General features: G+C 34.8%; 10 protein-coding genes. All 10 read left to right on the top strand.

What is annotated here, in order from left to right; all coding sequences use genetic code 11:
- Positions 1-4: 4 nt before the first annotated feature.
- Genes J1D01_RS06115 through J1D01_RS06070 form a run of 10 tightly spaced genes read left to right on the top strand, consistent with a single transcriptional unit; the run spans position 5 to position 18,371 of the window.
- Positions 5-1,603, top strand: a complete 1,599-nt coding sequence (locus J1D01_RS06115) for an alpha-L-fucosidase (RefSeq protein ID WP_421150181.1) — start codon at positions 5-7, stop codon at positions 1,601-1,603.
- Between the two features lie 7 nt (positions 1,604-1,610).
- Positions 1,611-3,005 carry a glycoside hydrolase family 30 protein gene (locus tag J1D01_RS06110; protein ID WP_421150180.1) on the top strand — a complete coding sequence of 465 codons (1,395 nt, stop codon included), beginning with the start codon at positions 1,611-1,613 and terminating at the stop codon, positions 3,003-3,005.
- Positions 3,006-3,024: 19 nt separating this feature from the next.
- The gene (locus J1D01_RS06105) at positions 3,025-5,619 is read left to right on the top strand and encodes a glycoside hydrolase family 3 C-terminal domain-containing protein (RefSeq protein WP_421150179.1); all 2,595 of its coding nucleotides are present in this window, start codon (positions 3,025-3,027) and stop codon (positions 5,617-5,619) included.
- A gap of 12 nt (positions 5,620-5,631) precedes the next feature.
- A complete protein-coding gene (locus J1D01_RS06100) occupies positions 5,632-7,212 on the top strand; it encodes a sulfatase (protein ID WP_421150178.1) in 1,581 nt (526 codons plus the stop codon).
- A gap of 30 nt (positions 7,213-7,242) precedes the next feature.
- Positions 7,243-8,568, top strand: coding sequence for a sulfatase (locus J1D01_RS06095; RefSeq protein WP_421150177.1), 1,326 nt, complete (start codon positions 7,243-7,245; stop codon positions 8,566-8,568).
- A gap of 9 nt (positions 8,569-8,577) precedes the next feature.
- A complete protein-coding gene (locus tag J1D01_RS06090; protein WP_421150176.1) occupies positions 8,578-10,353 on the top strand; it encodes an arylsulfatase in 1,776 nt (591 codons plus the stop codon).
- Between the two features lie 14 nt (positions 10,354-10,367).
- Positions 10,368-12,701 (top strand): glycosyl hydrolase family 95 catalytic domain-containing protein, encoded by a 2,334-nt coding sequence (locus J1D01_RS06085; protein ID WP_421150175.1) that lies wholly within the window; start codon positions 10,368-10,370, stop codon positions 12,699-12,701.
- On the top strand, positions 12,701-14,095 hold the full coding sequence (locus J1D01_RS06080) for a sulfatase (RefSeq protein ID WP_421150174.1): 1,395 nt from the start codon (positions 12,701-12,703) through the stop codon (positions 14,093-14,095). The genes J1D01_RS06085 and J1D01_RS06080 overlap by 1 nt, the downstream gene beginning before the upstream one ends.
- Positions 14,095-15,669 (top strand): sulfatase family protein, encoded by a 1,575-nt coding sequence (locus J1D01_RS06075; RefSeq protein ID WP_421150173.1) that lies wholly within the window; start codon positions 14,095-14,097, stop codon positions 15,667-15,669. Before J1D01_RS06080 ends, J1D01_RS06075 begins: the two co-directional genes overlap by 1 nt.
- Positions 15,670-15,680: 11 nt before the next feature.
- Entirely contained in the window at positions 15,681-18,371 is a 2,691-nt protein-coding gene (locus J1D01_RS06070; protein WP_421150172.1) for a glycoside hydrolase family 3 C-terminal domain-containing protein, read from the top strand.
- The last annotated feature ends 6 nt before the right edge of the window (positions 18,372-18,377 follow it).

Here is an 18,377-nt window from a genome sequence, read left to right as displayed (position 1 = left end):
ATTAATGCCAAAACTTAGTAATTTAATCCTTTGTACACTTCTTGTTACATTAACAGCTATTCCACTAACAGCACAAGAAAAAGCATTAACCTGGGACGAATTAGCAGAACAGTACCAATGCCCAGAATGGTTTAGAGATGCTAAGTTTGGCATTTGGTTTCATTGGGGGCCACAAGCGGTGCCAGAACAAGGTGGCGGTTGGTATGCACGCCACATGTACATGCAAGATGTTGGTAGACAAACTTTTGGTAAAATGGCATATCCCTATCATTTAATGACTTATGGGCATCCTTCAGAATTTGGCTATAAAGATGTTATAAACTTATGGAAAGCCGAAAAATTTGATGCCGAAGCTCTAATTAATTTTTCAAAAGAAAATGGAGCAAAATATATTGTGGCATTAGCAAACCATCACGATCATTTTGATTTGTTCGATTCGTCTTACCATCCATGGAATTCGGTTAATGTTGGTCCTAAAAAAGATATTATTGGTGAGTTTGAAGCTGCTACACGTAAAGCAGGTTTGAAATTTGGAGTTACCAGTCATGACGACCGTTTTTTAAATTGGTGGAAACCTGCATTTGGCTCAGATAAAGAAGGTAAATATGCAGGTGTACCTTACGATGCACGCTTAACAAAAGCAGACGGAAAAGGGAAATGGTGGGAAGGTTTAGACCCAAAAGATTTATACGGTCCAGCTCCAGAAGATCGTACACCTGAAATTATTGAAGATATCAAAAAAAACTGGCTAAAACGTCATATAGAATTAGTTGATAAGTATAAGCCAGATTTATTATATAACGATGGATTTAACTTTACTTATGGCGATTACGGAAAAGAAGTAACACGTAAACTTTATAATAATAGTTTAAGCGAAAATGGTAAAATTGATGCTGTAATGCTTTTAAAACGTAAAGCAAAAGGTACTGTAAACGAAGTAGAATCTGGTGGTAGTAATACTTTACGTGAATACCCTTGGCAGTCCGAAATTACATTTACAGATTGGTTTTACAAAAAAGATCGCCATTTAACACATAATGCACGTACTATTCTTGAAATGCTAATTGAAGCGGTTAGTAAAAATGGTAATTTATTATTAAGCATGGAATTAAACCCTGATGGAACTATTCCGCACGAAATAAAAAAGAGTGTTGTTATCGTTGGCGATTGGTTAAAAATTAATGGTGAAGCTATTTATGGCACACGTCCTTGGAAAGTTTTTGGGGATGGTAAAAGTGTAAGAGGAGAAGAAGTTGAAACTGTTGAAGGTGAACTTAGAAATGCCACAGAAAACCAAAAACACGGCGAGCATTTTAATCAACGTACTACTGCAACGCCTGCTTTTGCTAATGATGAAGTTAGATTTACAACCAAAGGAGACGATTTTTACATTATAGTAATGAATCCTAAAGGTGGTGAATTTGTAATTCCTTCTTTTGCAAAATCAAGCGAAGTTAGTCCAGGAACTCTTAAAGGATTAACACAATTGTACGATGGTAGAAAAGTTTCATTTAAACAAACTAATAAAGGATTAACTATAAATATGCCTGCTGTTAATGGAGATAGTTACCCTGTAGTGTTAAAAGCGAAATTTAAAAAGTAAAGAATAAATGAAAAAGATCGTTTTAACATTAACTATTATTCTATCAATCACCTTTTCAATAAACGCACAGCGTAATGCTAAAGTGCATTATGTGAAATTAGTTGAAGGTGAAAAAATAGCTTCAAATCCAATAAAAACACAAGAAGCAAAATCAGAAGGAAAAGGTATTTCTGTTAGAATTTATCCAGATATATCTTTTCAAACCATAACAGGAATTGGCGGTGCTTTTAACGAAATAGGAGGCGAAGCATTAATGTCTTTAAGTGAAGCACAGCAAAATGAGATTATGAAAAACCTTTTTGATGTTAATGGTGCAAATTTTACAGTGTGCAGAACCGCTATTGGCGCAAGTGATTTTGGAATTGATGCTTATAGTTATAGCGAAGTAGCAAACGACTTTGAAATGAAAAAGTTTTCTATAGAAAGAGAACGTACAAGCGTTATTCCTTTTATTCAAATGGCTTATAAGTACAATCCAGACATGCAATTATTTGCATCGCCTTGGAGTCCTCCAGGTTGGATGAAAGAATCGGGGTTAATGGATAGAGGGGAAGAATTTCCTGAGAAAAATGTTTTAAAAGACGATCCTAAAATTTACAAAGCCTACGCTAAATATTTTTCTAAATATGTAGATGCTTATGCTAAAGAAGGTATTACAGTAAATAAAATTGTAATTCAAAACGAGCAAGATATTTCTACAAAATACCCGTCTTGCCACATGCCTCCAGAGCAAATGGGAGAGTTTGTAATTAATTATTTGCGTCCACAGTTCGAAAAAGATAATATACCAGCTGAAATTTGGGCGGGTTCTTTCCGTACAGCAAAGCGATTGGATGGTTTAGAATTTGTATCAAATACAACATGGCGAGAAGCAGTTGATGGTATTGGTGTACAATACATGAATGCCAGACAAGTGGAAAATATGCAAGCGGTTTACCCAGATATTAAATTTTTACATACCGAAGGTAATTGTTACGGTGGTAAAAATAGTGTAGATCAAGCATTTTCAAGGTTTAATGAAGTTGCTGGGTTTATAAATCATGGGGTGCCAAACTTTTGTTATTGGAACATGATTTTAAATGAAGATTCTTCAAGTGGATGGGGATGGAAACAAAACAGTTTAATTAAAATCAACAGAAAAGATAAAACAGTAACATACAATCCAGATTATGCGGTCATGGCTCTTTTTGGAAGGTTTATGAAACCAGGAATGAAACGTATAGCATCGGCATCTTGGTATGGTGATACAATTACACTTAAAGATGATAACAATGTTTATCTGTTTATTAAAAATCAATCTAACAAAACAAAAACTTTCGACATTTGGTTAAAAGATAATCATGCTCAAGTTGTAGATATTCCAGCAAATTCTATTTCTGTGGTTGAAGTAAATTATAAATAATCCTAAGAATAATTTAAAAGTGAAACACATTAAATTAAAAATTTTAATAGTACTAGTTTTAGTTGCAGTTAGTCCATCTAAAGCTCAAGAAACATTACCATATCTAGATACCTCTTTATCTTTTGATGAACGTGTAGACGATTTAGTATCAAGAATGACTCTTGATGAAAAAGTAGGGCAAATGATGAATGATGCGCCTGCTATTCCAAGATTAAATATTCCTGCGCATGAATATTGGAATGAATGTTTACACGGTGTAGCTCGTGCTGGTAAAGCCACAGTATTCCCACAGGCAATAGGCTTAGCGGCTACTTTTGATACAGATTTAATATATAACGATGCCGTTGTAATTTCAGATGAAGCAAGAGCTAAACACCATGAAGCACAACGTAATAAATCATACAAACGTTACGAAGGTTTAACCTACTGGACACCTAACGTTAATATTTTTCGTGATCCGCGTTGGGGGCGTGGTCAAGAAACTTATGGCGAAGATCCTTATTTAACTTCAAGAATGGGAGTAAGCTTTGTAAAAGGTTTACAGGGTGATGATGAGAAATACTTAAAGTTAGTAGCAACTCCAAAACACTTTGCAGTGCATAGTGGGCCAGAACCAGAGAGACACTTTTTCGACGCTATAACTACTGAACGTGATTTATACGATACCTATTTACCAGCTTTTGAAGCAACAGTTAAAGAAGGTAAAGCATACTCTGTAATGGCAGCTTATAACAGATACATGGGAAAACCTTGTTGTGCAAGTCATCAATTACTAGACGATATTTTACGTAAAGATTGGGGTTTTGATGGTTTCGTGGTTTCAGATTGTAATGCTATTAGAGATATTCACGATTATCATAATTACGTAGATTCTAAAGAAGAAGCGGCTGCAGTAGCTGTTTTAGCAGGAACAGATTTAAATTGTGGTTCGCGTTACGAGTATTTAAAAGGAGCCGTTAAAGCAGGTTTAATTACAGAAGATGAAATTGATGTGTCTCTAAAACGAATTTTTAAAGCACGATTTAAATTAGGCATGTTCGATCCTACCGAAATGGTGCCTTATGCAAGCATTCCAATGGATGTGGTAAGTTCAGAAAAACACAGAGCTTTAGCTTTAGAAACTGCTCAAAAATCTATTGTTTTATTAAAGAATGAAAACCAAACATTACCATTAAAAAAGAATTTAAAATCTATCGCAGTTGTTGGTCCTAATGCAAACGATTTAGAAGTGCTTTTAGGAAACTATAATGGTTTTCCTTCGCAATACTTCACACCTTTAGATGGTATTAAAAATAAAGTTTCAGAAAACACCACGGTTTATTACGAAGCTGGTACACAATTAATTTCTAAAGAACCTACAATGTCTTTGGTTCCTAGTGAGGTTTTAAGTTTTGATGGTAAAAAAGGGTTGCAAGCAAAATATTATAACAATCACGAATTTACAGGAACTCCAGTGGCAACCCGTATAGAAGAAGTGATTAATTCAAACTGGAATTTAAATCTTGTTGAAGGTTTAAACGAAGCAAAATTTGCTATTAAATACACAGGAAATATTAAAGTAGATGTTTCAGGAACTTACAAATTAGGATTACAAAGTCATCATAAAGGTTATACGTTAGCTATAGATGGTAAAGTAATTGTAGATAATACGAACAAACCTAAAAGACGTGTAATAGATGAGTCAATTCAACTTGAAAAAGGAAAAACTTATAAGGTTGATATTAAATATTATCATGAAGGTTATCCTGCAAAACTAAAGTTTATGTGGGCTTCACCAGAAAAGACTTCCTTTGAAAAGGCGATTGATTTAGCAAAAAAATCAGAAGTTGTTGTTTTTGTTGGTGGAATTTCTCCAGGTGTTGAAGGCGAGCAAATGCCAGTAAACTCAAAAGGTTTTGATGGAGGTGATAAAACCAACATCGATTTACCAGAAGTACAAACCGAATTATTAAAAGCGCTACATGAAACAGGAACACCAGTTGTATTAGTATTATTAAACGGTAGTGCGCTAGCCATAAACTGGGAAAACGATAATTTACCAGCTATTGTAGAAGCTTGGTATCCTGGTGAACTTGGTGGAACTGCTATTGCCGACGTGCTATTTGGAGATTATAACCCTTCAGGAAGATTACCTGTAACCTTTTATACATCGCATAAAGAACTTTCACCATTTGTAAATTACAGTATGAAAGGTAGAACTTATAGGTATTACGAAGGAGAAGCTTTATATCCTTTTGGTTTCGGTTTAAGCTATACAAAATTCAGCTACGAAAAGTTGAAATTAGATAAAAATCAAATTAAAACTACAGAGGCAACAAAAGTATCTGTTAAGGTGAAAAATGTAGGAGATTTGCAAGGGGAAGAAGTTGTACAATTGTATATTAAAGATTTAAAGAGTTCGGTTAAACGACCATTAAAAAGTTTACGAGGTATAAAGCGTATTACTTTAAAACCAGGGAAATCTACAACAGTAACTTTTAATATTACACCAGAAGATTTACAATTCTTTGATACCGAACTACATAAATACGTCGTTGAACCAGGCGAATTTGAAATTGGTATTGGTCCAGCATCAAATAATTTTGAAACAGTAACATTAAACGTTACCAATTAAACAATATATAAAATGAAAAATGTACTTAAAATAGGTGCAATATGTTTATTAGTTTTTGCATCTTTTACAAGTTGTAAAGAACAAAAAAAAGAAGAAACAGCTAAAGCTGAAACTAACACAGAACGTCCAAACATTTTGTTCATTATGGCAGATGACCATACAGGACAAGCTTGGGGTATTTATGACGGTATTTTAAAAGATTATGTACACACGCCTAACATACATCGTTTAGCAGATGAAGGTACGGTTTTAGAAAACTGTTTAGTTTCAAACTCTATTTGTACACCAAGTAGAGCTACTATTTTAACAGGGCAATACAGTCATGTAAACGGCGTTAAAATTTTAGATGCTGGTTTATCGCCGCAATACAACAACATTGCTAAAGAAATGCAAAAAGGCGGTTACCAAACGTCTATTATTGGTAAATGGCATTTAAAACAAGAACCTGCAGGTTTCGATTATTATGCAGTGCTTCCGGGGCAAGGTGAATATCACGACCCAATAATTAAAACTGCCGATAACTGGAAAGATTATTACGAAGGCGGGAAGCAATACAAAGGCTATAGTACTGATATTATTACCGAAATGATGATTGATTGGATTGAAAATCGAGATAAGGATAAACCATTCATGGCCATGTGTCATTTTAAAGCAACACACGAGCCTTACGATTACCCAGAGCGTTTTGCACATCTTTATGAAGATGAAGAAATCCCAGTTCCAGAATCATTTTACGATAGCAGTGCATCCGAAACAGGACGTTCGTTTTTAGGACAATCTATGGATAATTTAAAGCAACGTTATTTAGATGCTACAGCAAATCCAGAATTACGTAAAGATTTCATGAATTATCCAGGGTTACCATTTTCTGTAGATGGCTTAACTAACGAAGAAGCACGTTATAAAACTTACCAAAAAATGGTGAAAGATTTTATGCGTTCTGGTGCAGCGGTAGATGATAATATTGGTAAACTTTTAGATTATTTAGAAGCCAACGGACTTGCAGAAAATACCGTAGTAATTTACACAGCAGATCAAGGTTATTTCTTGGGTGAACACGGTTGGTTCGATAAGCGTTTAATTTTCGAAGAATCTATTCACATGCCGTTCGTTATTCGTTATCCAAAAGAAGTAAGAGCAGGAGCAAGAAATAAAGATTTAATCGAAAATGTAGATTTTTCAGCATTATTCGCAGATTATGCAGGAATTGATTATCCAAGTGATATGCAAGGGCGCAGTTTCCGTGAAAACTTAAAAGGAAACACACCTAGCGATTGGAGAGATTATGGCTATTATCGTTATTGGGATCATTCCAAAGATCGTCCTGGGCATTTCGGTATTCGTGGTCAACGTTACAAATTAGCGTTCTTTTATGGAAACGGATTTAAAGGAGCTGCTCAAAATCAATTCTGGGATTTTTACGATTTACAAGAAGATCCGCACGAATTGCACAATGCGTACAACGACCCAAAATACAAAGATATTATTGCCGATATGAAAGCTGAAATCTTAAAACAACGCGAAATGCTTGGAGATACAGATGCAGATAATCCAGAAATTCTTGAGATTATTGAAAAGCATTGGAACGATTAATTTAATATATACATTAGAAATAAAGCAAGTATGATTACAAAATTTAATACACTTTTTAGTCTTTTAATTTTAGCAGTAATCAGTTTAAGCTGTGATGCGCAAAAGACCCGTAAACCTAATATCATTATTATTATGGCAGACGATATGGGTTACGGCGATTTATCGTGTTACGGCAGCACATTAATAAATACACCTAACCTTGATAAAATGGCTTCAGAGGGTATTAAATTTACAGATTTTCATGCCAATGGACCTGTTTGTAGCCCTACCAGAGCAGCTTTGTTAACGGGTAAATACCAACAACGAGTGGGTATTGATGGTGTGGTTACAGCAAAATATCATCGTGATAAAGGTTTAGCTGTTAGTGAAAAAACCTTTGCCGAAGCTATTAAAGATGCAGGTTACGTAACCGGAATGTTTGGTAAGTGGCACGTGGGGTATAAAAAAGAATTTAATCCAATTAACCAAGGGTTCGATGAGTATATTGGTTATGTTTCTGGTAATGTCGATTATCACTCACACATCGATCAAGAAGGCTACGAAGATTGGTGGGTTGGAGATACTATTAAAAATGAAAAAGGTTATTCTACAGATTTAATTACTAAGCATTCTGTAGATTTTATTAAACGCCATAAAGACGAACCTTTCTTACTTTACATTCCGCATGAAGCGCCTCACGGACCATTTCAAGGGCGTAAATCTGCAGCAGAACGTTACGTAGGCTGGAAAAATGGTGCTAAGCAAAAAAATAAAATGTCTGATGAAGAACTTAACAACATTTATAAAGAAATGGTTGAAGTTATGGATGAAGGCGTTGGTGAAGTGATGAAAACTTTAAAAGAACTGAATATAGATAAAAACACGATTGTATTCTTTTGTTCAGATAACGGTGCATCAAAGAAAGTAGGAAGTAATGCACCATTTAGAGGTTATAAATCTACATTATGGGAAGGCGGTCATCGTGTATCTGCAATGGCTTGGTATCCAGGAACAATTCAACCAAATCAAGTAAATAACGAAACGGTTTTAACCATGGATTTATTTCCTACTATTATGGATTTAGTAGGTGCAGAACAACCAGAAAACCTAGATGGTGTAAGTTTAAAAAATAATTTAATTAAAGGCGAGCCTTTAGCCGAAAGAGATTTGTTTTGGGGCTATGCAGGAAGAAAAGCTATTCGCCAAGGCGATTGGAAACTTATTCTTCGAAACAAAAACGCAGAACCTTTATTATATAATTTAAAAGAAGATATAGGAGAAAATAATAACCTCGCCCAACAACACCCAGAACTAGTTAAAAGTTTAACTAAAAAATTAGAAGCTTGGGGCGACGATGTTTATGCAACAACTAAATAATAAATTATAATGAAAAAATTATTTTATTTCATTTTATGTACTGCTATTTTGTTTTTTAATAGTTGTGAAGAAACTAAAAAAGTTAAAATACCAGATAGCAAACCCAATGTAATTTTAATTGTTACAGACGATCAAGGTTTTGGAGATTTAGGCTATTACGGTAATCCACACATAAAAACCCCAGTTCTAGATAGTTTAGCAAGTAAAAGTGTACGTTTCGATGACTTTTCGGTAAACCCAGTGTGCGCGCCAACACGTTCTGCAATTATGACGGGTAAATATTCTATGACTACAGGCGTTCACGATACCTACAGAGGTGGTGCAATGATGGCTCCTTCAGAAGTTACTATTGCCGAAATTTTAAAAGAAGCAGGTTATAAAACCGGAATGATTGGCAAGTGGCATTTAGGAGATAATTACCCAATGCGACCACAGGATCAAGGTTTTGATTATACATTAAACCATTTATCTGGCGGAATTGGACAATACGGAGATTGGCCAAATACGTTAAAACGAGATAGTAGTTACTTCAATCCAATTTTATGGAAAAACGGAAAACAAGTACAAACCCAAGGTTATTGTACCGATGTTTTTACCGAAGCTGCTATGGATTATGTAGAAGACAATAAAGAAAACCCTTTCTTTTTATACTTGGCTTACAATGCGCCTCACGGGCCATTACAATTACCGCAAAAATATTACGATATGTACAAAGATGTAGATATCGATGCGGGTTTAATTAACCAAGGAAAACCTTACCCAAATGTTACCGATCATAGTAGAGAAAATTCCAGAAAAGTCTATGGTATGGTAACTAATATTGATGATAACTTAAGATTATTATTTAAAAAATTAGAAGATGTAGGCATAGATGAAAATACACTAGTTATTTTCATGACAGATAATGGTCCGCAACATCCAAGATATATTGCAGGCATGCGCGGTAAAAAAGGCTCTGTTTTTCAAGGCGGCGTTAGAGTACCAAGTTTTTGGTATTATCCAAAAGCGTTTAAAGAAGCCAGAGACATAAAAACTCCTGCTGCACATTACGATATTTTGCCAACTTTGGTTGAGTTTACAGGAGCAAAAATGCCTGAAAATTTAAATATTGAAGGCGAAAGTTTATTACCATTATTAACCAAAAAAGAAGAGACTTTACCAGAACGCATTATTAACCGTTATTGGGCAAGAACAGCGCCAGTGCATTACAGAAATGTATCAACAAGAAAAGGGGAAATGAAATTAGTTGGTGTTGGTAAAGATGAAGATGGTAACGATAAATTTGAATTATTTAATTTAAATGAAGATCCTTACGAGCAAAACGATATTTCTGCAGAACATCCTGCTTTAGTTGAGGAATTAAAAGCCGAAATGGATACTTGGTTAAATACCATGGAAACTTCAGAACATATTGTAAACTCACCAATGCCAATAATTGGAACGGTTCACGAAAATCCAGTAATGCTAAATCAAAATGATGCCCTTTTCTTAAAAAAAGAAGGTGTTAAAAAAGAATTTATTTATTGGGATGTTATTGTAGATGAAGCAAAAACGTTTGATATCACAGTTCATTTTGATGCGCCAATAGCTACCACCGGCGAGTTAGAACTAGATTTAGGTTCGCAAACAAAAACAGTAAAAATTGAAGCTAACGGACAAACAAGTTTTAGTTTTAATAATATAGAATTACCAAAAGGCAAAGTTACCATAATGCCTAAAACCTATTTAAAAAGACAGGGCGAGTTAAAATATACCTATCCGTTTTACATTGAAATAAAAGGATAATCAGGAGGATTTAAATGAAGAAACAAATAGTAAATACCATAAAAAAGCTAAGTATTGTTGCTTTAGCAATTACAATTTCAAGTTGTAATAACGCTAAAAGCGATCAACAAAAAGAAACGTTCAAATTACAATATGATGAACCAGCCGAAAAATGGACAGAAGCTATACCCGTTGGTAATGGCAGTTTAGGCGCTATGATTTATGGTGGTGTTTCACAAGAACACATTCAGTTTAATGAGGAAACCTTATGGCGTGGTAAACCTCACGATTATTCGCACGAAGGTGCTGGTAAATATTTAGGTGAAATAAGAGAATTGTTAACCAAAGGAGAACAATTGGAAGCTCAAAAGTTAGCTCAAGAACATTTTATGAGCGACCCAATAAAGCAAGTGCATTACCAACCTTTTGGAGATATTTATTTCGATTTTAAAAATCACGAAAACTATAAAAATTATAAACGCGAGCTTAATTTAAATAATGCCGTAAGTTCGGTTTCGTATACAGTTAATGATGTAGCATATAAGCGTGAAGTATTATCTAGTTTTCCAGATCAAATTATAGCAATAAATGTATCGGCAAGTAAAGAGAAAGCTTTAAATTTCGATTTATGGTTAGATGCCATACATGAAGATAAATCGGTTGTTACTTCAAATAATACACAAACCCTTGTAGTTAAAGTAAAAGACGGTGTATTGTGGGGAGTTTCAACCTTGAAAATTAAAACCGATGGAACGGTAACTACTACCGATGGTAAACTACAAATAACCAATGCTTCAAACGCTACGGTATACTTATCTGCAGCCACAAATTATGTCGATTTTGATGATGTTTCTGGTGAGCCTGGAAAAAAAGTATCTGAAACTTTAGCTAAAGTTTCAAAGGTAAATTACAATATTGTTAAAGCTAAACATATTACCGATTATCAAGCACTTTATAATCGTTTTCAAATTAGTTTTGGCGATAACGGAAAATCTAAAAACACAACCGATAAACGTATTGCCGATTTTAGTCAAATACCTAACGACCCACAATTGGTAGCGCTTTACGTTGAATATGCACGCTATTTAACCATTGCAAGTAGCAGACCAGGAACTAAACCTGCAACATTACAAGGTATCTGGAATGATAAATTAACGCCGCCTTGGTTTAGTAGTTATACAACCAATATTAATTTAGAAATGAATTATTGGCCGGTAGAAATGTATAATTTAAGTGAATGCCACGAGCCACTTTTTGATTTAATTGAAGATTTATCAATTACTGGAGAAAAAGTGGCTAAAGTGCATTATAATGCCGATGGTTGGATTGTACATCATAATGTTGACATTTGGCGAGGTGCTGCTCCGGTAAATGCATCGCATCATGGTATTTGGTTAGGTGGTGCCGCTTGGTTATCATCTCACATTTGGGAACATTACTTATTTACTCAAGACAAAGAATTCTTAAAAAAACGTTATCCGTTACTTCGTAATGCGGCTTTATTCTATAGTCAGTTTTTATATGAAGATCCAAATACAGGATATTTAATTAGTTCGCCTTCAAATTCACCAGAAATAGGAGGTTTAGTTGCTGGCCCAACTATGGATCATCAACTAATTAGGGCTTTATTTAAAACCACTATTCAAGCTTCAAAAATTCTAGATCAAGATGCAAAGTTTACAGCAACGCTTCAACCAATGATTGATAAAATTGCACCAAACCAAATAGGTAAACATGGGCAATTACAAGAATGGATGGAAGATAAAGATAATCCAGAAAATCATCACAGACATGTGTCGCATCTTTGGGCAGTTCATCCAGGAAACGAAATTAATTTTGATGAGACTCCAGATTTAATGCAAGCTGCAAAACAATCTTTAGAATATAGAGGAGACAATGGTACAGGTTGGAGTTTAGCATGGAAAATTAATTTTTGGTCGCGTTTTAAAGATGGCGATCACGCGTATAAATTATTACATAAATTATTAAGTCCTGCCGAAAGACCAAATGGAAAAGTTGGTGGTGGTTCTTATCCTAATTTATTTGATGCACATCCACCATTTCAAATAGATGGTAATTTTGGAGGGGCTTCAGGTATTTTAGAAATGATTTTACAAAGTCAGTTAAACTACATCGAATTATTACCAGCATTACCAAGTACGTTGCCAGAAGGATATGTTTCTGGAATTTTAGCACGTGGCGGATTTGAGCTGTCATTTTCATGGGAAGCAGGTAAACTTAAAGACGTGTCAGTTTTATCAAAAAGTGGCATGCCATGTGTGTTAAAATATGGAGATAAATCTATTGAGTTTGAAACCGAAGCAGGTAAAACCTACAATTTTGATGGTTTATTAAACAAAAAATCGTAATGCAGAAATTAACATTAATATTACTTCTTATAACGGCTTTTTTTAGTCCTAAATCAACAGTATTTTCTCAGGCCAAAAATTCTAAACCAAATATTGTTATTGTTTTTACAGATGATCAAGGCTATCAAGATGTTGGTGTATTTGGCTCGCCATTAATTAGTACACCAAACTTAGATAACATGGCTAAAAACGGTATAAAATTCACCGATTTTTATTCTGCATCATCGGTATGTTCTCCATCAAGAGCTGCTTTATTAACAGGTTCTTATCCAAATCGTGTTGGAGTGCCTCAGGTATTATGGCCAAATCTTCCTGGAGGTTTAAGTAATGAAGAAACCACCATTGCCAACATGTTAAAAACGCAAAATTACGCCACAGCTTGTATTGGTAAATGGCATTTGGGCGATAAGCAAGAATACTTGCCAACATCTCAAGGTTTCGATGTGTATTATGGCATTCCGTTTAGTAACGACATGTCGGTAAACCCAAAATCAAAAATTGCCAAAAACATTAAGTTTCGTGAAGGTATGACTTTAGACAGCCTTCGTGAAAAAAAATGGCGAGGAGGCAGAGTGCCATTATTTAAGCAAGACGAAGTTATAGAATACCCAGTAGATCAATCTACCCTAACACAACGCTATACAGAACAAGCCGTTAATTTTATAAAAGACAATAAGGACAAACCGTTCTTTTTGTACTTAGCACATTCTATGCCCCATGTTCCTTTATATGCTTCACCAGATTTTAAGGGTAAAAGCAAAAGAGGGTTGTATGGCGATGCTGTAGAGGAAATAGATTGGAGTGTAGGTGAAATTTTAAAAACTTTGAAAGAACAAGGTATAGATGAAAATACCTTAGTTATTTTTACTTCAGATAACGGTCCTTGGACTTCAAGAGGTGATCACGGAGGAAGTGCTTTACCTTTAAGAGGACACAAAAATGAAACTTTTGAAGGCGGTTTTCGAGTGCCAATGATAGCGCAATGGAATGGTAAAATTAAAGCAGGAGTTGTTACAGATAAAATAGCTTCAACTATCGATATATTGCCTACCATAGCCTATTTAACAGGTGCAGATTTACCAGAGAAAAAAATAGATGGTAAAAACATGTGGCTTTTACTTTCTGGAAATGAAAAAGCGAAATCACCACACAAAAAAGATGGCTTTTTTTATTACAAAGATTTTAAACTTGAAGCTGTTAGAAAGGGCGATTGGAAATTAAGAATAATAGAAGATGATGTAGCGCTTTATAATTTAAAAGACGATATATCAGAACAACATAATTTAGCTTCAACATATCCTAAAAAGGTTAAAAAACTTAAAAAAATGATGCTAAAATTTGATGAAGAATTACAAAAGAATAAAAGAAATCAACAACATTTACGTAACAAATAATGCATATTAAAAACATCTTACAAATTATCCTGATTAGTGTCGTTTTCTTTTCATGTAATAAAAAAGAAGAGAAAAAGAACACTACAAATACAACAAAACCTAACATTATATACATTCTTGCTGATGATTTAGGTATTGGCGATGTATCTATTTACAACGAAAACTCTAAAATTGAAACGCCTAATATCGATGCATTGGCAACTAACGGCGTAATGTACACCGATGCGCATACAAGTTCTGCAGTTTGTACGCCAACACGTTATAGTATTTTAACAGGGCGTTATAACTGGCGTACCTCTTTAAAACAAGGTGTGGTTAGTGGCTATTCAAAATCATTAATAAAGCCAAACCGAACTACTGTTGCAAATGTTTTAAAAGACAACGGTTACAACACCGCTTTTATAGGTAAATGGCACTTGGGTTGGGATTGGGATATTACAAAACCAGATTCTTTAGGTTTAGATATCGATAACTTAAAAGCAAGACCAGAGGTAGATTTTACAACACCTATTAAAAATGGACCAAATACACATGGTTTTGATTATAGCTACGGATTTTGTGGTTCTTTAGACATGCCTCCATACGTGTGGGTAGAAAACGATATGCCAACCAGCGTTCCAACAAAATATACCAAAGGAAAAACCAAGCAAGGGACTTGGCGTCATGGTTTAACCGCCGATAATTTTGAACACGAACAGGCGTTACCAGAAATTACAAAGCGTACCGTAAGTTATATTAACGATAATGCAAAAAAAGACGATCCGTTTTTTGTGTATATGCCGCTTCCTGCACCACACACACCAATTTTACCAACCGATGCTTTTAAAGGTAAAAGTGGTTTAGAAAATCCGTATGCCGATTTTGTTATTATGGTCGATTGGGTTGTTGGAGAAGTTACAAAAGCCTTGGAAGCTAACGGTATTTCAGAAAACACATTAATTGTTTTTACTAGCGATAATGGGTGTTCACCTACAGCTAATTTTAAACAATTAAAGTCTAAAGGCCATAATCCAAGTTACGTTTATAGAGGTACAAAATCTGATATTTTTGAAGGCGGACACCGTGTACCGTACATCATGACATGGAAAAATAACATTCAGCCAACAAAAACAGAACAATTGGTTTGTACTACAGACTTTTTTGCAACCGTTGCAGATGTGTTGAATATTGACCTAGCTGATAATGTTGCTGAAGATAGCTTTAGTCACTTGCCAAATTCTAAATTACCAAAACGCGAAAGTATTGTTCATCATTCAGTTCTAGGTGAGTTTGCCTACCGTAAAGGCGATTACAAAGTTAATTTCTGTAAAGGTTCTGGCGGATGGAGTTATCCAAATATCAACACTAAAAAAGCAATTTACGATACACTTCCAATAGTGCAATTATACAATGTTAAAACCGATGCTGCCGAAACCAAAAATTTACAAGCAGAACATCCTGAAATTGTAAAGGAATTTAAAGCCGATTTATTAAAAATTATAAATGATGGCAGAAGTACTGTTGGTGCTAAACAAGAAAACGATGGTACAAGCGATTGGCCACAATTAGAAAAACTAAAGAACACAAAATTATAGTTAGCAAAAAGATGAAATATAAATTAAACATAAAACAGGTATTTACGTGTTTGCTTTTAGGAGGAATTATTACAATTTCTTTATCGTTTACAGATAAAAAAGATCCGCCTTATAAAAACCCTAAACTTCCTGTTGAAGAACGTGTGCAAGATTTGTTAAGCCGAATGACTTTAGAAGAAAAGTTCTGGCAAATGTTTATGATTCCTGGCGATTTAAGCATTGGTAAAGACAAATTGAAACACGGTATTTTTGGTTTTCAAATTTCATCAAAAGGAAAAAACGATAATGCCGCAGAGCAAATTATGGATTACGGTTCTACCGGAAGCGCTCAAGATATGGCAAACGAAATTAACAAACTTCAAAAGTACTTTTTAGAAGAAACACGTTTAGGTATTCCTATCATTCCGTTTAACGAAGCTTTACATGGTTTAGCGCGCGATGGTGCTACGGTGTACCCACAAGCTATTGGTTTAGCCGCTACTTGGGATACTAATTTAGTTAGCGATGTTGCAAAGGCAATAACTAAAGAAACTAAAACGCGTGGTATTCGTCAAATTTTATCGCCAGTTTTAAATATTGCGCGCGATGTACGTTGGGGACGCGTAGAGGAAACTTACGGCGAAGACCCATATTTAACAACACAAATGGGGTTGTCTTTTATTAGTGAGTTTGAAAACGAAGGCGTTATAACTACGCCAAAACACTTTGTTGCCAATGTAGGTGCTGGTGGTCGCGATAGTTACCCAATTAGTTTTAACGAACGCTTATTAGAAGAAATTTATTTTCCTGCTTTTAAAGCTGTTTTTCAAAAAGCAGGTGCACGTTCGGTAATGACGGCTTATAATTCTTTAGATGGAACACCTTGTACATCAAACGCTTGGTTGCTAAGAGATAAATTAAAAGGCGAATGGGGATTCGATGGATTTGTAATTTCAGATGCTGGTGCAACTGGTGGCGCCAATGTGTTACATTTTACAGCCGCAAATTATGCTGAAGCTACAGAAGATGCGGTTGAAGGCGGTTTAGATGTGATGTTTCAAACCAATTACAATCACTTTCCATTATTCTGGGAAGCTTACGAAAAAGGAATGGTTGATATTAAAGCTATTGATGAAGCTGTTAGCCGTATTTTAAAAATAAAATTTGAATTAGGTTTATTTGAAGATCCTTACGTTGATGCTAAAGAAGCCGACAAATGGAACGGACACAAAACACACCGTGAGTTGGCAAGAAAAGCAGCTTCAAAATCTATGGTGTTACTTCAAAATAACAACAATGTTTTACCAGTAAGCAAATCAAATACAAAAGTAGCCTTAATTGGTCACGATGCTAAAACAGTACGTTTAGGTGGTTATAGCGGTCCTGGTAACGATAAAGTTTCTTTTTACAATGGTGTAGCTGCTAAAATTGGAGAAGCTAATATTAGTTATGCCGAAGGCGTTTCACTTAAAGAAGAAAATTACACTGTTATTGCTCCAAAATATTTATCGTCAACTAAAGATGGTAAAAAAGTTGAAGGTTTAAAAGGCGATTATTTCGATAATATTACATTAAGCGGTTCGCCAAAAGTGGTACGTGTAGATAAAAAAATTGGTTTTGGTTGGACTTTATTTTCACCTCACAAAGATTTACCTTACGATTGGTATTCTGTGCGTTGGACAGGAAAAGTTAAGGCGCCTAAAACAGGAATTTCACAAATTGGTATTGAAGGTAATGATGGTTACCGTTTGTATTTAGATGGTAAATTGTTAATTGATAATTGGCAAAAACAATCATATAATACCATTTTAAAAGAATTTTATTTTGTTGAAGGAAGAGAATATGATGTGAAAATTGAATTTTTTGAATCTGCAGGAAATGCAAAATTCAAATTTGTTTGGGATGCCGATGTAACTCAAGAATGGGAACAACAAATTAAAGATGCGGTTACAGCTGCAGAAAAAAGTGATGTTGCTGTTGTATTCGCTGGTATTCACGAAGGTGAATTTAGAGATCGTGCTTTATTAGCTTTACCAGGGCATCAAGAAGCATTAATAAAAGCCGTTGCAGCAACAGGTAAACCAACCGTTGTTGTGTTAGTTGGTGGTAGCGCGATTACTATGGCGAATTGGAAAAACGATGTAGACGGTATTATCATGGCTTGGTATGCTGGTGAAAATGGAGGTAACGGTTTTGCCGATATTTTATTTGGTGATGAAAATCCTGCGGGACGTTTACCAATTACATTTCCGGTTGATGAAGCACAATGTCCGTTATACTACAATAACAAACCAACAGGTCGTGGCGATAACTATCATAATTTAACTGGGCAACCTTTATTTCCATTTGGTTACGGTTTAAGTTACACCTCGTTTGAGTATTCAAATATTGAATTCAGTAAAAATAATATTGCACCAAACGAATCAATAGAAGTAACTTGTACCATCACTAATTCTGGTAAATTAGATGGCGAAGAAGTGGTGCAACTTTACATTCGTGATGAGTTATCATCTGTTGCGCAACCTATCAAATCACTTAAAGGGTTTCAACGTATAGCATTAAAAGCAGGAGAATCTAAAAAGGTAACTTTTAAATTAGGTTTTGATGAATTATCAATGTTAGATATTGATTTGAACCGTGTAGTAGAACCAGGTGACTTTAGAATTATGATTGGTGCTTCATCAAAAGATATCCGTTTAAGAAAAATTTTAACTGTAAAATAATCAAAC

The sequence above is a fragment of the Seonamhaeicola sp. NFXS20 genome, assembly GCF_049132085.1.
In the GTDB taxonomy this organism is placed as follows: domain Bacteria; phylum Bacteroidota; class Bacteroidia; order Flavobacteriales; family Flavobacteriaceae; genus Seonamhaeicola.
Note: the sequence above shows the minus strand (reverse complement) of the source record. Positions and strands in the feature narration are given on the sequence as shown.